The organism is Mesorhizobium sp. Root695, assembly GCF_001428185.1.
Lineage (GTDB): Bacteria > Pseudomonadota > Alphaproteobacteria > Rhizobiales > Rhizobiaceae > Mesorhizobium.
In genome coordinates this window covers 313,866-328,381 of sequence record NZ_LMHO01000003.1, presented here as the reverse complement: position 1 = coordinate 328,381, position 14,516 = coordinate 313,866, and the positions used below count along the sequence as shown (strand labels likewise).

Annotated in this window: 14 protein-coding genes; 7 read left to right on the top strand and 7 right to left on the bottom strand. The window is 62.7% G+C overall.

The annotated features are described in order from the left end of the window. Positions 1-42 precede the first annotated feature (42 nt). The 4 genes from ASD99_RS05695 (at position 43) to ASD99_RS05680 (ending at position 4,671) form a co-directional block, all read left to right on the top strand. Positions 43-1,017: a methyltetrahydrofolate cobalamin methyltransferase gene (locus ASD99_RS05695; RefSeq protein WP_057142966.1), complete on the top strand. Its 975-nt coding sequence runs from the start codon at positions 43-45 to the stop codon at positions 1,015-1,017. Beyond that, the gene (locus ASD99_RS05690) at positions 968-3,118 is read left to right on the top strand and encodes an ASKHA domain-containing protein (RefSeq protein WP_057142965.1); all 2,151 of its coding nucleotides are present in this window, start codon (positions 968-970) and stop codon (positions 3,116-3,118) included. The genes ASD99_RS05695 and ASD99_RS05690 overlap by 50 nt, the downstream gene beginning before the upstream one ends. A 180-nt stretch (positions 3,119-3,298) precedes the next feature. Continuing rightward, entirely contained in the window at positions 3,299-3,484 is a 186-nt protein-coding gene (locus ASD99_RS05685; RefSeq protein WP_056596339.1) for a hypothetical protein, read from the top strand. 233 nt (positions 3,485-3,717) lie between these two features. After that, positions 3,718-4,671 (top strand): alpha/beta hydrolase, encoded by a 954-nt coding sequence (locus ASD99_RS05680; protein ID WP_056596342.1) that lies wholly within the window; start codon positions 3,718-3,720, stop codon positions 4,669-4,671. A gap of 32 nt (positions 4,672-4,703) precedes the next feature. Here the strand turns inward: ASD99_RS05680 and ASD99_RS05675 are convergent, their stop codons facing one another. Then, a complete protein-coding gene (locus tag ASD99_RS05675) occupies positions 4,704-5,603 on the bottom strand; it encodes a LysR substrate-binding domain-containing protein (protein ID WP_013531163.1) in 900 nt (299 codons plus the stop codon). A gap of 223 nt (positions 5,604-5,826) precedes the next feature. On the opposite strand from ASD99_RS05675, the gene ASD99_RS05670 reads away from it, so the two are divergent. The 3 genes from ASD99_RS05670 to ASD99_RS05665 all read left to right on the top strand — a co-directional run bounded on the left by ASD99_RS05670 (position 5,827) and on the right by ASD99_RS05665 (position 7,770). Beyond that, a complete protein-coding gene (locus ASD99_RS05670; RefSeq protein ID WP_056596345.1) occupies positions 5,827-6,012 on the top strand; it encodes a hypothetical protein in 186 nt (61 codons plus the stop codon). A gap of 339 nt (positions 6,013-6,351) precedes the next feature. Beyond that, a complete protein-coding gene (locus ASD99_RS35095; RefSeq protein ID WP_082525794.1) occupies positions 6,352-6,486 on the top strand; it encodes a hypothetical protein in 135 nt (44 codons plus the stop codon). A 345-nt stretch (positions 6,487-6,831) separates the two neighbouring features. Further along, the gene (locus ASD99_RS05665) at positions 6,832-7,770 is read left to right on the top strand and encodes a GlxA family transcriptional regulator (RefSeq protein WP_348271741.1); all 939 of its coding nucleotides are present in this window, start codon (positions 6,832-6,834) and stop codon (positions 7,768-7,770) included. Between the two features lie 19 nt (positions 7,771-7,789). Here ASD99_RS05665 and ASD99_RS05660 read toward each other — a convergent pair whose 3' ends face one another. The 6 genes from ASD99_RS05660 to ASD99_RS05635 all read right to left on the bottom strand — a co-directional run bounded on the left by ASD99_RS05660 (position 7,790) and on the right by ASD99_RS05635 (position 14,487). After that, a complete protein-coding gene (locus ASD99_RS05660) occupies positions 7,790-8,581 on the bottom strand; it encodes an ABC transporter ATP-binding protein (protein WP_056596354.1) in 792 nt (263 codons plus the stop codon). Next, a complete protein-coding gene (locus ASD99_RS05655; protein WP_056596357.1) occupies positions 8,578-9,351 on the bottom strand; it encodes an ABC transporter permease in 774 nt (257 codons plus the stop codon). The genes ASD99_RS05660 and ASD99_RS05655 overlap by 4 nt, the downstream gene beginning before the upstream one ends. A gap of 91 nt (positions 9,352-9,442) precedes the next feature. Beyond that, the gene (locus tag ASD99_RS05650; RefSeq protein ID WP_056596360.1) at positions 9,443-10,393 is read right to left on the bottom strand and encodes an ABC transporter substrate-binding protein; all 951 of its coding nucleotides are present in this window, start codon (positions 10,391-10,393) and stop codon (positions 9,443-9,445) included. A 163-nt stretch (positions 10,394-10,556) separates the two neighbouring features. After that, positions 10,557-10,901 carry a peptidase inhibitor family I36 protein gene (locus tag ASD99_RS05645; RefSeq protein ID WP_056596364.1) on the bottom strand — a complete coding sequence of 115 codons (345 nt, stop codon included), beginning with the start codon at positions 10,899-10,901 and terminating at the stop codon, positions 10,557-10,559. Between the two features lie 79 nt (positions 10,902-10,980). Beyond that, positions 10,981-11,829, bottom strand: coding sequence for a DUF1194 domain-containing protein (locus tag ASD99_RS05640; protein WP_056596369.1), 849 nt, complete (start codon positions 11,827-11,829; stop codon positions 10,981-10,983). A gap of 96 nt (positions 11,830-11,925) precedes the next feature. Then, positions 11,926-14,487 carry a GcvT family protein gene (locus ASD99_RS05635; RefSeq protein ID WP_056596372.1) on the bottom strand — a complete coding sequence of 854 codons (2,562 nt, stop codon included), beginning with the start codon at positions 14,485-14,487 and terminating at the stop codon, positions 11,926-11,928. Positions 14,488-14,516 lie beyond the last annotated feature (29 nt).

The window sequence follows — 14,516 nt, the reverse complement described above, 5'->3', positions numbered from 1 at the left end:
CAACGATATAAAGAGATCTTTATATCACGGCGGAGAGACTTCATGACCCGTACCATCGTCGCCTCGGCGACACGAGAAATCATCATCGGCTTCGACCAGCCGTTCTGCGTGATCGGTGAACGCATCAACCCGACCGGCCGCAAGAAGCTGGCCGCCGAGATGATCGCGGGCAATTTCGAGACCGTCATCCGGGACGCGCTCGAGCAGGCAGCCTGTGGCGCCACCATGCTCGACGTCAATGCCGGTGTCACTTCGGTCAACCCGAACGAGACCGAACCTGGCCTTTTGGTGCAGACGCTGGAGATCGTGCAGGGCCTGGTCGACCTGCCGCTGTCGATCGACAGTTCCGTGACCGCCGCGATCGAAGCAGCTCTCAAGGTCGCCAAGGGCCGCCCGCTGGTCAACTCCGTCACCGGCGAGGAAGAAAAGCTCGAGGCCATCCTGCCGCTGGTCAAGAAATACAACGTGCCCGTCGTCGCCATCTCCAACGACGAGACCGGCATTTCGATGGATCCGGACGTGCGCTTCGCCGTCGCCAAGAAGATCGTGCAGCGCTGCGCCGATTTCGGCATTCCCGCGCATGACGTCGTTGTCGATCCCTTGGTGATGCCGATCGGCGCGCTGGGCGACGCCGGCCGCCAAGTGTTCGCGCTGTTGCGCCGCCTGCGTGAAGAGCTCAAGGTCAACACCACCTGCGGCCTGTCCAACATCTCGTTCGGCCTGCCGCATCGCCACGGCATCAACGCCGCCTTCATCCCGATGGTGATCGGCGCCGGCATGACATCAGCCATCATGAACCCGGTGCGCCCGCAGGAGATGGAAGCCGTGCGCGGCGCCAATGTGCTGAACGGCACCGACGAGAACTGCACCAACTGGATCCGCACCTACAAGGACTACAAGCCGGCCGAAGGCGGCCAGGCCGTTGCCGCCCCGACGCAGGTCAATGCGCCGGGCGACGGCGCCAGCAATGGCGGCCGCCGCCGTGGCGGCCGTGAAGCCCGCATGGGCCGAGGATAAGCGCGCAATCGTGAATTCACCTGCCAACATCACCGACCCGCTCGTGCTGTTCATGCCGTCGGGCAAGCGCGGGCGGTTTCCTGTCGGCACCCCGGTGCTCGATGCCGCGCGCCAGCTTGGCGTCTATGTCGAAAGTGTGTGCGGCGGACGCGCCACCTGTGGGCGCTGCCAGATCGAAGTGCAGGAAGGCAATTTCGCCAAGCACAAGATCGTTTCCTCCAACGACCACATCACGCCCAAGGGCGCCAAGGAAGAGCGCTATGAGCGCGTCCGTGGCCTGCCCGAACGGCGCCGTCTCTCCTGCTCGGCGCAGATCCTTGGCGACCTCGTCATCGACGTGCCGCAGGACACCGTCATCAACGCGCAGACCATCCGCAAGGACGCCGACACCAGGGTCATCGCCCGCGATGCGGCGATCCGCATGTGTTATGTCGAGATCGAAGAACCCGACATGCACAAGCCGCTCGGCGATCTCGACCGCCTGAAGATCGCGCTGATGCACGACTGGGGCCTGAAAAGCCTCGATTTCGATTTCTATCTGCTGCCGCAAGTGCAAGGCATCCTGCGCAAGGGCAACTGGACCGCGACCGCCGCCATCTACAAGGATGCCGACAGCGAGACCGCGCGCGTCGTGGCGTTGTGGCCTGGCCTCAAGAACGAAGCCTATGGGCTCGCCTGCGATATCGGCTCGACCACCATCGCCATGCATCTGGTGTCGCTGCTGTCGGGCCGCGTGGCCGCCTCGTCGGGCACGTCGAACCCGCAGATACGCTTTGGCGAGGATCTGATGAGCCGCGTCTCCTATGTGATGATGAATCCGGACGGCCGCGAAGGCATGACAGTCGCCGTGCGTGAGGCGATCTCGGGTCTGGTCGACAAGGTCTGCGCTGAAGGCAATGTGCAGCGCAACGACATCCTGGACTCCGTCTTCGTCGGCAATCCGATCATGCACCATCTGTTCCTCGGCATCGATCCGACCGAGCTTGGCGGCGCCCCCTTCGCGCTCGCCGTTTCGGGCGCGGTGCACATCAAGGCATCCGATATCGGCCTGAAGCTCAACCAGGGCGCACGGCTCTATATGCTGCCTTGCATCGCCGGCCATGTCGGTGCGGACGCGGCGGCGGTGACGCTGTCTGAAGGCCCGCACCGCCAAGACGAGATGATGCTTATCGTCGATGTCGGCACCAATGCCGAGATCGTGCTTGGCCACCGTGCGCGGGTCGTGGCTGCTTCATCTCCGACTGGCCCGGCCTTCGAGGGTGCCGAAATCTCTGGCGGCCAGCGCGCCGCCCCAGGCGCCATCGAGCGCGTGCGCATCGATCCCGACACGCTGGAGCCAAAATACCGCGTCATCGGCTCGGAGCTGTGGTCCGACGAGCCGGGCTTCCTCGACAGCGTCCAGGCGACTGGCGTCACCGGTATCTGCGGCTCCGGCATCATCGAAGTGGTGGCCGAGATGTATCTCGCCGGCATCATCTCCGAGGACGGCGTCATCGACGGCGCACTTTCGGCCCGCTCTCCGCGCGTCACCGCCAACGGCCGCACCTTCTCCTACGTGCTGAAGGAAGGGTCCGCCGCATTGAACGAAGATGGGCCGAAGATCACCATCACCCAGACCGACGTGCGCGCCATTCAGCTCGCCAAGGCGGCGCTCTATGCCGGCACCAAGCTGTTGATGGAAAAGCAGAACACCGACCATGTCGATCGCATCCACTTCGCCGGCGCCTTCGGCTCCTTCATCGATCCGAAATACGCCATGGTGCTCGGCCTGATCCCGGATTGCGACCTCGACAAGGTTTCGGCGGTCGGCAATGCCGCCGGTGCCGGTGCGCGCATGGCGCTGCTCAATCGCGGCTATCGCCGCGAGATCGAGGACACGGTCAGCAAGATCGAGAAGATCGAGACGGCGCTGGAACCGAAATTCCAGGAGCATTTCGTCTACGCCATGGCGTTGCCCAACAAGGTCGATCCGTTCCCGAAACTGTCAGCGGCGGTGAAACTGCCGCCGCGCAAGACGGTCAGCGAGGATGGCGTCGCCGGCGATGCCACCCCGCGCCGGCGTTCGCGCGAAGGCCACGCCGCCCGGCGCGGGCGGGAATAAGCGGCCGCGCTCGGGCCGCCGTCTTCCCAAACTCATTTGCATGCAAATGTTTCCGGATCAACCGATCCGGAAACCAAAACACTGTTTTCGTGAAATCCGCCAGATACATGGACGGCGCATTTAACCGGCATCGAACGGCAGGCAGAATCAGCCGCAGCACGGTCCAAGGGGAGACAAAAAATGTCGATGCTCGAAAGCCTGGGCCGCTATGGTGCGGCCATCAAGAATGCCCATGACCGCAGCAAGGCACGGCGCCTGCTGAACAGCCTGCCGCCTGAGATCCAGAAGGATATCGGCTGGCCGGTGTCGCCGCGGTCCAGCGAAAAGGCGTCCCTCACCAGCGCTATCTGGAGCGCTGCGCGCTGATGACCTTCGCCGACAAATGCGAACTGCTCGGCAGGCGCCGGGGATCTCGCATGTCCCCGGCGACCACCAGCAAGCGGCTGCGTGCCGCACTCTCGCCGCGTCGCTGATTACTGCGGCGCGGATCACACCAGCGTGTAGACACAGCGTAAATCTTGACATTTTCGGCCACGGCACGATCTTCCGGGATAGTGGGGGTTCTCTTAGTCGGCTTTGGCCGAAGTCCGTGTATCCGCATGCCAAGTTTGAAAAGCCATGTCGTGTCCTTCGTCCTGCGGCACAGCCGCAAGCAGGCGTTCGCCAGCCCGGAAAACCTGCAGCGCTGGATCGCGGCCGCGCGCAAGACCGAGAACCACCGGCCCCCTGCCTCACTGCACCAACGTTTCGACATCGGGACACACACCGTGGACGGCTTTCCGGTCTACGAAATCGCCCCCAGAGACGGCGAGCGAAAGCGGATTCTCTACTTGCACGGCGGCGCCTATGTCTTTGAAATCACGCCCTATCATTGGCATCTGATCGCCGACATGGCGGATCGGCTCGGCTACGGCATCACGGTGCCGATCTATCCCATCGCCCCCGAACACGATTTCCACGCCATGTTCGGCATGGTCGGCGGCGTCTACCGCCAGATGCTCGACGAGACGGAGGCCGAAGACATCGTGTTCATGGGCGATTCCGCCGGCGGCAACATGGCCGTCGTGCTGACCATGATGGCTGCGGAACAGGCCTTGCCGCTGCCGTCACGCCATGTGCTGATTTCACCCGGCCTCGATATGTCGCTTTCGAACCCAAAACTCTTCGAGGCCGAACGCAACGACCCGTGGCTCGGCATTCCCGGCGGCCTGGAAGCGATCCGGATGTACAGTGCCGGCATCGACCGCAGCGACTGGCACATCAGCCCGCTCTACGGCGATCTGTCGGTGCTGCCGAAAACGCTGCTGTTGACCGGCTCGCGCGATCTTCTGACCCCCGACAATCTGATCTTCGCCGAAAAGGCGCGTGCCGCCGGCGTCGAGGTCGATGTCGTCCACGAGGAAGGCATGTTCCACGTCTGGCCCTTGATCGACATGCCGGAAGCACGCCGCGCGCGGCAGCACATCGTCGCTTTTCTCAGCGAGAGCCCCTCGCCGATCAGGCAAGACACGAGGACAAGGCTCGAAGCGCCCTCCGCCGAAGCGGCGGAGTAGCGCTCTCTTCTGGATCGGCCCCTACTGGCGGATCAGAACTTGCCGGTTTCCCGGAACACTTCGAAGGTCGCGCGGATGTGGTCGGCGACTGCCTTGACCGGCGCGCTGGCGTCCGGCGCCACCACCATCGCCAGATTGTAGGTGCCGATGTCGGGCATGCCGTCCTTCGGGCAGAGTTCGACCATGTCGTTGCCAAGGAACGACTTCGGCAGCGGCGCCACTGCGAGATCGGACATGATCGCGGCACGCTGGCCGGCCGTGTGCGCGCTCATATAGGCGATGCGGTAATTGCGGCCTTCGCGGCCAAGCGCATCGAGCGCTCCGGCGCGCCAGGCGCAGCCCTCTTCCCACAGCGACACCGGCAAGGGCTCGCGCAGATGCGCGCAACCGCCCTTGGCGCCGGCCCAGACGATCGGCTCGGTCAGCAGCACCTCGGCGCCGAGCGCGCTGGTCTTGTAGGAATTGGTCAAGAGCGTGATGTCGAGCGCCCGGTCGTCCATGCGCCGGCGCAGATTGCTGCTCTGGTCGATGGTGACGTCGACGGCGATCGACGGATGCGACTGCGCAAAACGCTTCAGCACATGCGGCAGCACGCGCTCGCCGTAATCGTCCGGCGAACCAAGCCGCACCACACCGACAATCTCGGGAATGATGAACTTCGACACCACCTCGCGGTTGATCGACAGCAGCCGGCGGGCATAGCCGAGCAGCATTTCGCCGTCCGTGGTCAGCGACACTGAGCGGGCGTCACGCGCGAACACCGAGCGGCCGAGAATGTCCTCCAGCTTCTTGATCTGCATGGAGACGGCCGACGGCGTGCGAAACACGGCGTTCGCGGCGGTGGTGAAGCTGCCGGTCTCGGCAATCGCCACGAAAGTGCGCAAGACGTCGAGATCAAGCAGTGGCAGTGGATGATTGAGCGGGGCGTTCATGGGAATCGACCTTCAATTTTTCTGATACAAAGCATCATTCCATTTCGTTTGATTGAACATTAGATTGGGAGGATAGTCAACTCCATCGAAGCAGGTTGCTGCCACAAGCAGCCATGAAACGACCACGACACAAACCTGCAATCGACACGAAATGAAGCTGAAACAAACCCGAGGTAACCAACACGCTGCCTGGCATCCCTGCCCGGCACCAAAGGAGAATGAAATGTCTATCCTGTCGTCCCTTGGTCGCATCGCGACCGAATTCAGCGCGGCCCGCGCCCGCTACCAGACCGAACGCGCCATCCGCTCCCTGCCGATCGAACTGCAGAAGGATATCGGCTGGCCTGAGGTTTCCGACACCAAGACCAGTTCACGCAATGGCGTCGGATCCTGGGCTGGAGCAAAGTAGATCGTGTGTACCAAGTGCTGAAGGCCTGCCGCGCGAACAAGCCCGGCAGGCCTTCTCTGTTTTATTTGTATTCAAATGATTTTCGGAGCCATGCCGCCAACACATGACGCATATGAGAAAGCCGCATAGCAGCTCCTGCTTCCAATTAATGCCTTGTAAATAATCGCAAATTTCGTGCGCCTTGCCCAAATTTGTCGCAATCGATGTCGCATTTCATATCAAGCGCTTCGCTTTTGCGATTTAGTTTCTGCTTACACAAGCCTATATCAGCTGCAGCAAACGAGCTGCCCCACTCCATCAAGCGAAGGCGACCCGTCTGAGCAACAAATGGAGATGATCATGAAGCTTTTTGCACGCCTCTTCGTCCGCCGCGAAATGAACCTGACCACCGCTCTTGAGCGTCAGCGCCTCGCCAACACCATGCCCGGCCAGACCGGTGCCATGAATGCGGCGCGCCTCGGCTTCGTCGCCTGAAGATTTTCCCGGCAGCGCATCCCTGCCGCTGCTTTAAAACTGTAACGCCGCCTGGCTCCAGCCAAGGCGGCGTTTTTGTTCTGCCCGCAGGCCGTACGCTGCCTCTCGCTTGAACAGTTGGTGCCACTTCCAGGGCTCGCGGCATGCCGTTTGCCCATTTGCGACCCATGTCGCAAATTTAATCTTGTCGTAGCGGCATAGCCGATTGACAAGAATGGTTTTTCCTGATGTCGCTATGCTATTCGCGACATCCTGTTCGCGCCATGGCTGCGTGAGGTTCCCTTGAACGCCGTAAAGCATCCGATCAAGCGATCGTTTGTATTCTTCCTTGTTCCCGATTTCACCATGATCGCTTTTGCGACCGCGCTCGACCCGCTGCGCTCGGCCAATCGCATGCTTGGCTACGAGGCCTATTGCTGGCGCCTTGCCAGTATCGACGGCAAGCCGGTGCGTGCCTCGAACGGGGTCGAATGCGCGGTCAACACCTCGCTTGAGGATGAACGCAAGAAGATGGCAGGCCCCGACCGGCCGAACATGGCCATAGTCTGCAGCGGCATCAATGTCGAGCGTTACCAGAACAAGTCCGCCTTCGCCTGGCTGCGCGAGGAATACAATCGCGGCGTCGCCGTCGGCGGCCTGTGCACCGGCGCGCATATCCTCGCCGCCGCCGGCCTGTTGTCCAACAAGCGCTGCGCCATCCACTGGGAGAACCTGCCGGGCTTTTCCGAGGCGTTCCCGAAGGCCAATGTCTTTGCTGACCTCTTCGAGATCGACCAGAACATCTACACCTGCGCCGGCGGCACCGCCGCGCTCGACATGATGCTGAAGCTGATCGGCGACGACTTCGACGAAAATCTCGTCAACCGCGTCTGCGAGCAGGTGCTGACCGACCGCGTGCGCAGCCCGACCGACCGCCAGCGCCTGCCGCTGCGCGCCCGCCTTGGCGTCCAGAACTCGAAAGTGCTGACCATCATCGAACTGATGGAGGCAAACTTGTCCGAGCCGCTGTCGCTGATCGAGATCGCCGACCATGTCGACCTGTCGCGGCGTCAGATCGAACGGCTGTTCCGCACCGAGATGGGCCGCTCCCCTGCCCGCTACTATCTGGAAATCCGGCTCGACCGCGCCCGGCACCTGCTGATCCAGTCGTCGATGCCGGTGGTCGAGGTGGCGGTCGCCTGCGGCTTCGTCTCGGCCTCGCATTTCTCGAAATGCTACCGCGAGCTCTACGCCCGCTCGCCGCAGCAGGAGCGCGTCGACCGCAAGCAGCTGCTGGCGGCCTGATCCGATAGATTTAGGAAGCTTACGCCGGCTGCGCCTGCACCGTGCGCATTGCTTCGACGCGGATGTCCTCGGTCAGCCGCGCCTTCAGCGCCGAGAATTCCGGGCTGGTCTTCAGCGTGTAGTGGCGTGGATGCGGCAGGTCGATGGCGACATCCGACTTGATGCGGCCGGGCCGCGCCGTCATCACGATCACGCGCGAGGCCATGAAGATGGCTTCCTCGATGTCGTGGGTGACGAACAGCACCGTCTTCTTGCGCCGTTCCCAGATGCCGAGGAGCAGCTCCTGCATCAGACCGCGGGTCTGGTTGTCGAGCGCGCCGAACGGCTCGTCGAGCAAAAGGATCTCCGGATCGTTCGCCAGCGCCCGGGCAATCGCCGTACGCTGCTGCATGCCACCCGAGAGCTGCTTCGGCCAGTGGTTCTCGAACCCCTTCAGCCCGACAAGGTCGACATAGGAAGCGACTATCTCGTCCCGCTCTTTTTCGGGCAAGCCGCGTTCGCGCAGGCCGAAGGCGATGTTTTCGGCGACCGTCAGCCAGGGAAACAGCGTGTAGGACTGGAAGACCATGCCGCGGTCCGGACCTGGCCGGGTCACCGCCTTGCCGTCGAGCAGCACACGGCCTTCGCTTGGCGCTTCCAGGCCGGCGACGATCCTGAGCAATGTCGACTTCCCGCAGCCGGATGGTCCGAGGATGGTGATGAAGTCGTTGGCGGCGACCGCCAGGTCGATCGGCATCAAGGCCTTGACCGGCTCTCCGCCGCGCACGCCGGCGAAAGTGCGCGAGACGCCTTCGATGAGGAGCTTGCTCACGCCAGGCTCCATGGAAAGAGCCAGCGATTGAAGGCCTTGAAGGCAAAATCGGACAACAGCCCGATCAGCCCGATGACGATGATGCCGAAGATGATCTGTCCCGTCGCCAGCCGCGACTGGCTGTTGATGATCATGTAGCCGATGCCGGATGACGAGCCGATCAGCTCGGCGACGATGACATAGGTCCAGGCCCAGCCGAGCACCAGCCGCAACGTCTCGGCGATCTCGGGCGCGTTGGCCGGCATGATCACCCGTCTGACGATGCCGTTGTTGGTGGAGCCCAGCGTATAGGCAGCCTCAACCAGGTCGCGTCTTGTACTGCCGACCTTGACCGCGATGATCAGGATGATCTGGAACACCGAGCCGACGAAGATGACGAGCAGCTTTTCCAGTTCGCCGATGCCCGCCCACAAAATGAGCAGCGGGATGAAGGCCGAGGCCGGCAGGTAGCGGGCGAAGGAGACGAATGGCTCCAGAAACGCTTCCACCGGCTTCCAGGCGCCCATAGCGATGCCGAGCGGCACCGCGACGACCGACGCCAGCAGGAAGCCGCCGAAAACGCGCCAGATGGTGATCAATATATCGAGCCAGAAACGGTCCTCGACCAGCAGCCGCCAGCCATCCCGCAGCATCGACAGCGGATCGGCGAGGAAGATGCGGTTGACGTGGCCACCGAGCGTGATCCACGCCCAGAAGGCGACGAACAGCACGAAGAAGGAAATGCCGAGCACGGTTCGGATGCCCGGCGAGACTGGATGCAAGGGGCGCATTGTCAAATCGTCCCCATCTTCAAATCGTCACTGTGTCCAGGAGAAGGCGACGGCGCGAGGCGCCGCCGCATGATGGTCAAAGGCCGGACTGTCAGTTCGACACCGCGCTGGTATCGGCCAGCGTGGTGACGTCGGGCGCTTCTTTGATCAGCCCCATCTGCAGCAGCAGTTCGCCGGCGGTCTTGGAAAAGTCCTGGAATTCCTTGGTGAAGAACTGCTTGTTCTCCGCCCGGTCGGCCCATTTCAGGTACTTCGCCGAATCCTCGAACTCCTTGGCCGACTGCTTCACGTCGGCACCCATGATCTCATAGGATTTCTGCGGATCGTTCTTAATCAGGTCGAGCGCGTCGAAATAGCTGTCGGCCAGCGCCTTGGCGGCATCCGGATTGGCCTTGAGGAATTCGGGCGTGCAGCCGACCGTGTCGAGCACCATCGGATAGTCGAGCGTCGTCGCCAGGATATGGCCCTGGTCGGACTTGTCGCGCACCGCCGAGATGAACGGCTCATAGGTGACGGCGGCATCATTCTGCCCGGCGAGGAAGGCCTGCGCCGCCGCGTCCGGTTCCAGATTGACGACGGTGACGTCCTTGGTCGACATGCCAGCCTTGTTCAGCACCCAGGCGAGCATGAAATAGGGCGACGTGCCCGGCGCCGAGGACGCGACGCTCTTGCCCTTGAGGTCAGCGACCGTCTTGATGTCGTTGCGCGCGACGATGCCGTCGGCGCCGTAGGATTTGTCGAGCTGGAAGATCTGCTTGGTGGTGACGCCACTGGCGTTCCACACCAGCCAGGTCTCGACCGTGGTGGCCGCGCATTGCAGGTCGCCGCTGGCGATGGCGAGCGGCCGGCTCGCTTGCGGCACCTTCTTCAAGGTCACGTCGAGGCCGTGCTTCTCGAAGATGCCCGCCTGCTTGGCAAGCGTCAGCGGCGCGAAGCCGGTCCAGCCGCTGATGCCGATGGTGACTGAAGTGGCGGCCGTCGCCGGTGCGGACAAGCCGACGGCAAGTGTCAGAGTTGCGGTAAGAACGGCGATCCTGGTCATGTCAGTTCCCCTTTTGTTTTCGCTGAGGAATTGTCTCACAGACGCCAATCGGCTTGTCAATGGACAGCTTGGTGAGGCACCCGGCAGGCCCGGTGACGAAGGCAGCTCGATCGGCGGCCCGTCCCCGAAACGGGTGCGGGCTGCCAGAAACCTAACATGGCCTTCAGTAGTCGTTGCAATAGCACTCCGCCGAGGAGATGCGGTCGTTCCAGTCGCTGCCACCAAAGTCGCGGATCCTGCGCCTGATCTCGATGGAACGGCCGCCCATCCGGGAATCCTCATAGGCAACGAGCGTGCAACCCCGGCGCACGATCACCGACGACACACGGTCGTTCCAGAACTGGCCGCCACGAAAGTTTACGGAATCGTCGGGCCCCATACCGATGGATCGCCCGCGAAAATTCGCGTGCTCGAACATCATGCAGGCGGGCTCGTCATTGTATTGGGCGCTGGCGACGTCGGCAAAAAGCACGGACGCGACAGCAGTCAGGATGGCTAGACGTTTCATCTGATGTTTCCTCGGTTTTGACCGCGAACCCCTCTGGCTGGATAGCGCGGTCCGGCCCTTTTGCCAATGCTTCGGCCGCTTAGCGGCTGTCGAACATCCAGCTGCGGTTGCGCCACATTTTCTCGCCGACCAGGCAGTCGGTGGCAGACCTGTCCTGCGCCAATATCACTGGCGGATGCGCGGCTTCTTCCGCCGCCCATTGCGGCGAGGCCGGACCGGCGAGTTCCAGCACCAGCTTGCGGCGGATGGCTTGGGGAAACTGCGTCCAGTCGTTGACCGGGATCATGAAGGCTCCGGGACCACCGATGACGCAGTCGCTGTAGTAGCGATCGAGATTTTTGACGTCGTAGGCGCCGGAAAAACCGCCTCGCGTCATCAGCGGCAGACCGTTGATGATGATGCCTTGCTTGATCAGTTCGTCGCGGGTGAGGTTGACCGGCGCGCCCTGGTTGTTGGGGCCGTCGCCGGAAATGTCGATGACCCGCTTCGTCCCCTGGTAGCCGCTTTCAGCGAACAGGTCGTTGCCGAACTCGAGTGCGCCGGAGATCGAAGTGCGCCGCGCGCTGTTGGGGGGCTGGGCGGACAATTGCGCAACCACGCGCTCCGCATCCGTGCGGCTGGCGATCACCGTCCACGGCACGATGACGCGCTGCGAGGTGGTGCCGGCCCATTCGACATAGGTGACGGCGATCTTGCCATGGGCACCATCGGCGATGGCCTGCAGCACATTGTCGTGCGTCAAGGCGGCTGCGTAGCCGTGACGCTGGATCTCGAGCTCTTCCGGAGACATCGACAGCGAAACATCGACGGCCAGCACCAGCTCGACATCGACAGGCTCATCCGCGAGGGACACTGGCGCCAGCCAGAGCGTCAGCGCGAACGCGGCGCAGCCTGAAAGGAAATGTCTTGCGCGGGCAAAAGCAGACATGCCGCAAGGGTAAGCGAAAACAGCCTGTTTAAAAAGAGAAAAGCCCGGCCGGCGGCCAGGCTTTTGTCTTCATGCCCTTTGCGCCCTGCCCAGCGCTCAACTGCGCGGCTTGAGGTTCTCCGGATCATAGAGCGGCTTGTAGCCGACAGCCGCCACTTCGACCGGGTATGTCTCGCCGAAATACTCAATATGGAGCTTGCGGCCTTCCTGGGCATACGCCCACGGCAGATAGGCAAGACCGATATTCTTGCCGATAGTCGGGCCGTAGGCCATCGAGGTCGTGAAGGATCGCCGGCCGAGGTCGTCGACCAGCGTCTCGCCGGTCTTCGGGTCCATCACCGGCATCGTGCCGACGGGATAGCGGGCAACGCCTTTCGCATCGATATTGTCGGTCATGACCAGCGTGCACAGCATGGCCGGCTGGTGCTCGCGGGCACGGAACTCGACATGCCTGGCCTTGCCGCAAAAGTCGTTCTCCTTGACCTTCGGACGAGCGAGATCCGCTTCGAGCAGATTGTACTCGGTCAAAAGGTCGGCGTTTTGCAGGCGCAGGCTCTTTTCCATGCGGCGGGTGTTGGCATAGGTCTCGACGCCGAACGGCATGACGCCGGTCGAGCGCAGCGCGTCCCAGACGGCCAGGCCGTCCTCGTAGCGCATATGCAGTTCCCAGCCCTGCTCACCGACATAGGAGATGCGGAAAGCAGTGACGTCCTTGCCCCCGATCCTGACCGGCTTGATCGCCGCGAACGGGAAGTTCTCCAGCGACAACCCATCAGGATTTTCGACCACTTTCTGCAAGGTCGCCCGGGCGTTCGGACCCCAGATGCCGATGGTGACATACTTCTCGGTCACGTCGGTGATGGTGACATCAAAGCCTTTGTCCTGCGCCGTGCGGCGCATGTACTGGAAGTCGCGCGGGCCGGCGTCCGCCCCGTCGATCAAACGACAGCGGTCGGCCATGCGGATGACGGTAAAGTCGGCCCGCACCATGCCTTCCTCGTCGAGGAAGTGGGTGTAGATGCCCTTGCCGATGTTGTTGTCGCCGCCAATCTTGGCCGCGCACAGCCATTCCAGCAGCGCGACATGGTCGGGACCTTCGATGTCGTACATGGCAAAATGCGACAGGTTGACGATGCCGCAATCCTCGCTCATGGCGAGATGTTCGGCGTTGGAGACGCGCCAGAAATGGCGGTTGTCCCACTCGTTCTCACGCACCGGAACCCGGTTGCCGTATTTCTCCAGCAGATGCTCGTTGGCGGCATAGCCGTGAGCGCGCTCCCAGCCGCCCAGCTCCATGAAATAGCCGCCGAGCTCCTTCTCGCGTTCCCAGAACGGCGAGCGCCGGATGTTGCGGCCCTTGGAGAAGGGTTCGCGCGGATGCACCGCCGGATTGTAGACCTTCATCGCCGTCTCGGTGCAGCGATCCCAGATGAACTGCTCCTTCGTCTGGTGCGGATAGAAGCGCGCATAGTCGATGGCGTGATGGTCGATCGCGGTGCGGCCGTCCGTCATCCAGTCCGCGATGAGCTTGCCCATGCCGGGACCATCCTTGACCCAGATGGCGACGGCATACCAAAGGCCCCGCACCTTCTGGCTTTCGCCCATCGACGGGCCGCCATCCGCCGTCACCTGCAGCAGGCCATTGAAGGAATGGCTCTCGTTATAGCCGAGTTCGCCGAGGATCGGCGTCAGTTCCATGGCGCGTTCGAGCGGCGCCAGGATCTGCTCCATGTCGAGGTCGCGCTGCGAAGGCGACAGACGCGCCTGGTCCTTCTCCAACAGGTCGCGCGGATGGCAAAGGCGCGGATTGGTCTCTTCGTAATAACCCCATTCGATCTGCCCGCCCTCGGCGGTCTTGGGATCGCCGGTGTCACGCATGTAGGCGGAGTTGCCCTGGTCGCGCAGCAGCGGCCAGCCGATCTCCTTGCCGGTGCCGGCGAACTCGTTGTACGGGCCGAAGAAGGTCAGCGGATGGTCGATCGGCATGACCGGCAGGTCCTCGCCGACCATTTCCGCGATCAGCCGGCCCCAAATGCCGGCGCAGACCACGACATAATCGGCCTCGATGGTGCCGCGATCGGTCACCACCCCGGTGATGCGGCCGTCCTTGACGACAAGCGACCGGGCCGGCGTGTTGGCGAAGGATTTCAGCTTGCCGGAGACTTCCGCCTGGTCGACCAGCTTGCCGGCGACGGTCTGCGAGCGCGGGATGACGAGACCGGCATCGGGATCCCACAGGCCGCCCTGCACCATCACTTCCTCGATGAGCGGAAATTTTTCCTTGATCTCGGCCGGTTCGATCAGCCGGGCGCGCGTGCCAAACGCCTTTGCCGAGGCGATCTTGCGCTTGATCTCCTCCATGCGGCCGTCATCGCCGACGCGGGCCACCTCGAGACCGCCGATGCGCGCGTAGTGGCCCATCTTCTCGTAGAAGTCGATGGAATAGAGCGTCGTCCAGCACGACAGGAAATCGTGGCTGGTCGTGTAGCAGAAGTCGGAGGCGTGCGCGGTCGAGCCGATGTCGGTCGGGATGCCTGATTTGTCTATGCCGACAATATCGTCCCAGCCGCGTTCGATCAGGTGATGGGCGATCGATGCGCCGACAATACCGCCCAGGCCGACGATGACGACCTTCGCCTTTTTCGGAAACTCTGCCATTGCCCGCGACTCCAAAGTGATAAAGCGGG

Bases quoted from the DNA above. Each gene is read 5' to 3' on its own strand.
- ASD99_RS05645 (WP_056596364.1), bottom strand. From the start codon at position 10,901: ATGAAACGTCTAGCCATCCTGACTGCTGTCGCGTCCGTGCTTTTTGCC.
- ASD99_RS05675 (WP_013531163.1), bottom strand. From the start codon at position 5,603: ATGAACGCCCCGCTCAATCATCCACTGCCACTGCTTGATCTCGACGTC.
- ASD99_RS05690 (WP_057142965.1), top strand. From the start codon at position 968: ATGGCGGCCGCCGCCGTGGCGGCCGTGAAGCCCGCATGGGCCGAGGAT.
- ASD99_RS05650 (WP_056596360.1), bottom strand. From the start codon at position 10,393: ATGACCAGGATCGCCGTTCTTACCGCAACTCTGACACTTGCCGTCGGC.
- ASD99_RS05685 (WP_056596339.1), top strand. From the start codon at position 3,299: ATGTCGATGCTCGAAAGCCTGGGCCGCTATGGTGCGGCCATCAAGAAT.
- ASD99_RS05670 (WP_056596345.1), top strand. From the start codon at position 5,827: ATGTCTATCCTGTCGTCCCTTGGTCGCATCGCGACCGAATTCAGCGCG.
- ASD99_RS05665 (WP_348271741.1), top strand. From the start codon at position 6,832: ATGATCGCTTTTGCGACCGCGCTCGACCCGCTGCGCTCGGCCAATCGC.
- ASD99_RS05655 (WP_056596357.1), bottom strand. From the start codon at position 9,351: ATGCGCCCCTTGCATCCAGTCTCGCCGGGCATCCGAACCGTGCTCGGC.
- ASD99_RS35095 (WP_082525794.1), top strand. From the start codon at position 6,352: ATGAAGCTTTTTGCACGCCTCTTCGTCCGCCGCGAAATGAACCTGACC.
- ASD99_RS05695 (WP_057142966.1), top strand. From the start codon at position 43: ATGACCCGTACCATCGTCGCCTCGGCGACACGAGAAATCATCATCGGC.
- ASD99_RS05635 (WP_056596372.1), bottom strand. From the start codon at position 14,487: ATGGCAGAGTTTCCGAAAAAGGCGAAGGTCGTCATCGTCGGCCTGGGC.
- ASD99_RS05640 (WP_056596369.1), bottom strand. From the start codon at position 11,829: ATGTCTGCTTTTGCCCGCGCAAGACATTTCCTTTCAGGCTGCGCCGCG.
- ASD99_RS05680 (WP_056596342.1), top strand. From the start codon at position 3,718: ATGCCAAGTTTGAAAAGCCATGTCGTGTCCTTCGTCCTGCGGCACAGC.